Here is a 3,995-nt window from a genome sequence, read left to right as displayed (position 1 = left end):
CGCCCGCGGGCGGGCGGGACGCCCGCGCTCCCAGGCGCCACCCTAGCGCCTCGTCCTTCAGTCTAGCCCCATTGCAACTGGGACAGGTCTCATAGGACCGGTAACGCGACAGCAGCACCCGCACATGCATCTTGTACGCGCGTGCCTCCAGCCAGGCGAAAAAGCGCCGGATGCCGAACCAGACCCCGGCGTCCCACTCGCCCTCGCCCTCGATCACCCAGTCCCGGTCCGCCTGGGACAGGTCGCGCCAGGGCACGTCGGTCGGGAGGCCGCGGCGGTGGGCAAAGCCCATCAGCTCTTCTTGAACTTCCGCATAGCTGTCCGACTGGATAGGCTTGATGGCCCCTTCGATCAGCGACTTGCCCGGGTCCGGGACCACCAGCCCCCAGTCGATCCCGATGGTCCGGCCGAAGCCCCGACAGGTCTCGCAGGCACCGATGGGTGAGTTGAAGGAAAACAGGTTCGGCAGGGGCTCGCGATAGGTCAGGTCACAGTCTGGGCAGTGCAGGTCGGCGGAGAAGCGCCAAGGCGTGCCGGTTTCCTGCTCCGGCCCGACCGGATAGACCAGCAGCCGCCCATGGCCGCGCTCCAGCGCGGTCTCGATCGCCTCCAGGGCGCGGCCCCGGTTCTCGTCGGTGAGGCGCAGCCGGTCCTGGACCACGGTCAGCGCCGGGCCTGCGGCTTCCAAGAGCCGCACATAGCCCTGCTGGGCGAGCAGCTGCCGGACCTCCTCGGCCCCCAGTGATTCGGGCACGGCGACCTGAAAGCAGACCTGCACCCGCGGGCGTTCGGCGTCGCGCGTTACCGTGAAAGTCGCGCCGGGAGCGCGCTCCAATTCCCCCTCTCCCTCTGGGAGAGGGCGGGGTGAGGAAACGGCCATGGCGCCCGCAACTTTCGTCTTTCGTGGTGACGCGGGCGCCATGGCCGTTAGTTGTTCCCAGACGGACTCCGGCGTGTCGCGCCGGACCTCCCGCCCGCAGCCCCGGCAGAAGAGCCGCGCCGCGCGGGCGAACAGCAGCTTCAGGTAATCCGCCAGTTCAGTCATGGTCCCGACGGTCGAGCGGGAGTTGCGTACCGTATTGGTCTGATCGATGGCGATGGCCGGCGGGATGCCCTCGATCCGGTCCGCCGCGGGCCTGTCCATGCGGTCCAGGAACTGCCGGGCATAGGGCGAGAAGGTCTCCACATAGCGCCGCTGACCCTCGGCGTAGACCGTATCGAAGGCGAGCGACGATTTGCCGGAGCCCGAGACCCCGGTCACCACAATCAACTGACCAAGCGGCAGGTCCAGATCCAGGTTCTTGAGATTGTTCTGGCGCACCCCGCGCAGGCGGATACAGTCGGGGTGCTGGGGGTGGCTTGGCATGGGTGGGACTCGCGGGAAAGGGGGGCCGCCCTAGGTCACCCAGGAACGGTTCACTAATAAGTTAAACAATTCTATTAGGGACTGCCTGGAGTGCCGTTGTCGTTGTCGTAATCGAGGTCATCGTAGCGCCCCGGATGCTCTCGGACCTCGAAGTGTATCGCTTCTTCGATTACGACAACGACAACGACAACGACAACGGTTACCACAACGACTGTGTCTAAGCGTTTCTTGACTCGTCACTTACGCTCGGGTCCGAAACGCAGGCCGACCGTGGCCAGCAGGATCTCCCGCAGGAGCATGGTCAGCGCGCAGATAAAGAAAAGCATCGCCAGGATGAACAGGGCCGCGACCGCCAACGAGGTATCGAACGAAAAAAAGGCACTGAGAAACATCACGGCGATCACCGCGCACACCAGGAGTGCGGTCAGGGTGCACAGCCCGATGGACAGGCTGATGATGCGGGCGCGCCGCTCCAGCGTGAGCATTTCCTCGTGGATCGGGCCGGTTTCGTCCGTCTCGCTCGTCAGGACCCCCTCGACCACCCGGGCGCGGTCGACGATACGCGACAGCCGGTTGGCCATGACCCCGAGGACGGACCCGATCCCGGCGAGCAGAAAGACCGGGGCGACTGCGACCTGGATGAGGTGCGAGATGGCGGAGATCGTTGGTTCTGTGGGCATGGGGCAGCACCTAACAGCATTCGACTTCCAGGGTTTCCAGCAGCGCTGCCAGGTCCGGCTCCTCCCAGTGCTCCAGCAGGTCGCGCAGGTCGTTCAGGTGGCAGTGCAGGTGATAGAGTTCATCGTGGGCCGGCCCCTTGGTGCCGTTCAATTTGGCCTCGAAATAGTCCCAGAAGGGGTCATTGCGCCCGTGGGCGGTCATTGCCAGCCGGAGTGCGTCGACCATCTGTTGCGCCTTGGCGTCGCAGTCCAGCCCCACGAAGCTCAGATAGCGGTCCGTCGCCGGACCCTCGTGCGATTCAGGATTCACTGCCGATTACCTCATCCCATGCGCCCGATCAGCTCGATCGGGTAGCCGTCCGGGTCCGCCACAAAGGCAATGATGGTGGTGCCGGCGTTCATGGGTCCGGCCTCACGCATGACCCGCCCGCCGCGCTCCCGGATCTGGGCGCACGCCTGGTAGACATCATCCACCTCCAAAGCGATATGACCATACCCGGTCCCCAGGTCATAGGCGCTGGTATCCCAGTTATAGGTCAACTCGATGACCGCCTGTTCCGACTCGGCGCCGTAGCCCACGAAGGCCAGCGTAAAGCGCCCCTCCGGGTAGTCCTGGCGGCGCAGCAGCGTCATCCCCAGGACCTTGGTATAGAAGTCGATGGCCCGGTTGAGGTCACCGACGCGTAGCATGGTATGCAGGATTCTCATAGGTCTTTCCTCGGGGGTTTCATGGGCGCGGTCAGGCCGACCACAGCGGCCCCTCTTCCATGGCGGCGATCTGTTCGCGCAGGGCCAGGATGTGGTCCTGCCAGTAGTGCTGGGTGTTGAACCAGGGGAAGGCGGCGGGGAAGGCGGGGTCCTCCCAGCGGCCGGCGAGCCAGGCGGCGTAGTGGATTTGGCGTAGGGTGCGCAGGGCCTCGATCAGGTGCAGTTCCCGGTGGTCAAAGTCGCAGAAGTCCTCGTAGCCGGCGAGTACGTCGGCCAATTGGCGGGTCTGATCGGGGCGGTCGCCGGAGAGCAGCATCCACAGGTCCTGTACCGCGGGCCCCATGCGGGCGTCGTCGAAGTCGACGAAGTGCGGGCCGCGGTCGGTCCACAGCAGATTGCCGCGGTGACAGTCGCCGTGCAGGCGGATGGCCGTGTAGTCGCCGGCCCGTTCAAAGCAGGCATGCACGCCTTCAAGCGCCTGATCCACGACCGAGCTGTAGGCCGGCAGCAGGTCTTTGGGGACCCAGCCCCCGGCGAGCAGCAGGTCGCGCGGGCGGGTGCCGAAGGCCTCGATGTCGAGTGTGGGACGGTGCTGGAAGGGGGTGACGGCGCCGATGGCGTGGATGCGCCCCAGGAGCCGCCCGAGCCACTCCAGTACCGGGGCGTCCTCCAGTTCCGGTGTGCGCCCGCCGTGCCGGGGGCTCAGGGAGAAGCGGTGGCCGCGGTGTTCGTGCAGGGTCCGCCCCAGGGTCGCGTAGGGCGGGACCGCCGGGATCTCGGCGTCCGCCAACTCCTGGCTGAAGGCGTGTTCCTCCAGGATGGCGGCGTCGCTCCAGCGGCCGGGGCGGTAGAACTTGGCGATGACCGGTTCGGCCTCGTCGATGCCGACCTGGTAGACGCGGTTCTCGTAGCTGTTGAGCGCCAGCAGGTGACCGTCGGTGGGGAGCCCGATGGACTCCACCGCGTCGAGCACGCGATCCGGGCTCAGGTCGGCGTAGGGGGTTGGGCTTGAGGTTTTCATGGCCGGATTCTATCCGGGATCGGGGCTCGCTCGCCTGCCGATCGGCGCTCGGGTGCGGCGGATCATCTACCGAACCGTATCTCTTAGACTTACACAAACCTACACATAGGCAGATTCAGTGCTAAGTTCCTGCTTCAACGAGGCTGCCCAGGGGTGCATGGCTTGGTTTTCGCCGTTAGCTCCCACGGTGGGGAGCTTTACGGTGATGAACCGACGCCAT

The 3,995-nt window shown here is 65.8% G+C and carries 5 protein-coding genes and 1 pseudogene; all 6 read right to left on the bottom strand.

From position 1 onward, the window contains the following. Positions 1-1,366 (bottom strand): annotated as a pseudogene (locus tag QZY48_RS07755) (hypothetical protein); the annotation flags it as partial. A gap of 74 nt (positions 1,367-1,440) precedes the next feature. Next, a complete protein-coding gene (locus QZY48_RS07750) occupies positions 1,441-1,572 on the bottom strand; it encodes a hypothetical protein (RefSeq protein ID WP_295429808.1) in 132 nt (43 codons plus the stop codon). Between the two features lie 30 nt (positions 1,573-1,602). After that, positions 1,603-2,046 (bottom strand): DUF2721 domain-containing protein, encoded by a 444-nt coding sequence (locus tag QZY48_RS07745; RefSeq protein ID WP_295429806.1) that lies wholly within the window; start codon positions 2,044-2,046, stop codon positions 1,603-1,605. A gap of 10 nt (positions 2,047-2,056) precedes the next feature. Then, positions 2,057-2,356 (bottom strand): N(2)-fixation sustaining protein CowN, encoded by a 300-nt coding sequence (gene cowN, locus QZY48_RS07740; RefSeq protein WP_295429804.1) that lies wholly within the window; start codon positions 2,354-2,356, stop codon positions 2,057-2,059. A gap of 11 nt (positions 2,357-2,367) precedes the next feature. After that, the gene (gene gloA / locus QZY48_RS07735) at positions 2,368-2,754 is read right to left on the bottom strand and encodes a lactoylglutathione lyase (protein ID WP_295429802.1); all 387 of its coding nucleotides are present in this window, start codon (positions 2,752-2,754) and stop codon (positions 2,368-2,370) included. Positions 2,755-2,785: 31 nt separating this feature from the next. Further along, positions 2,786-3,775 carry a serine/threonine protein kinase gene (locus QZY48_RS07730; RefSeq protein ID WP_295429800.1) on the bottom strand — a complete coding sequence of 330 codons (990 nt, stop codon included), beginning with the start codon at positions 3,773-3,775 and terminating at the stop codon, positions 2,786-2,788. Between the last annotated feature and the right edge of the window lie 220 nt (positions 3,776-3,995).

It is taken from the genome of uncultured Thiodictyon sp., assembly GCF_903828115.1.
Classification (GTDB): Bacteria; Pseudomonadota; Gammaproteobacteria; order Chromatiales; family Chromatiaceae; genus Thiodictyon.
This window is presented reverse-complemented; position numbering and strand designations above follow the sequence as displayed.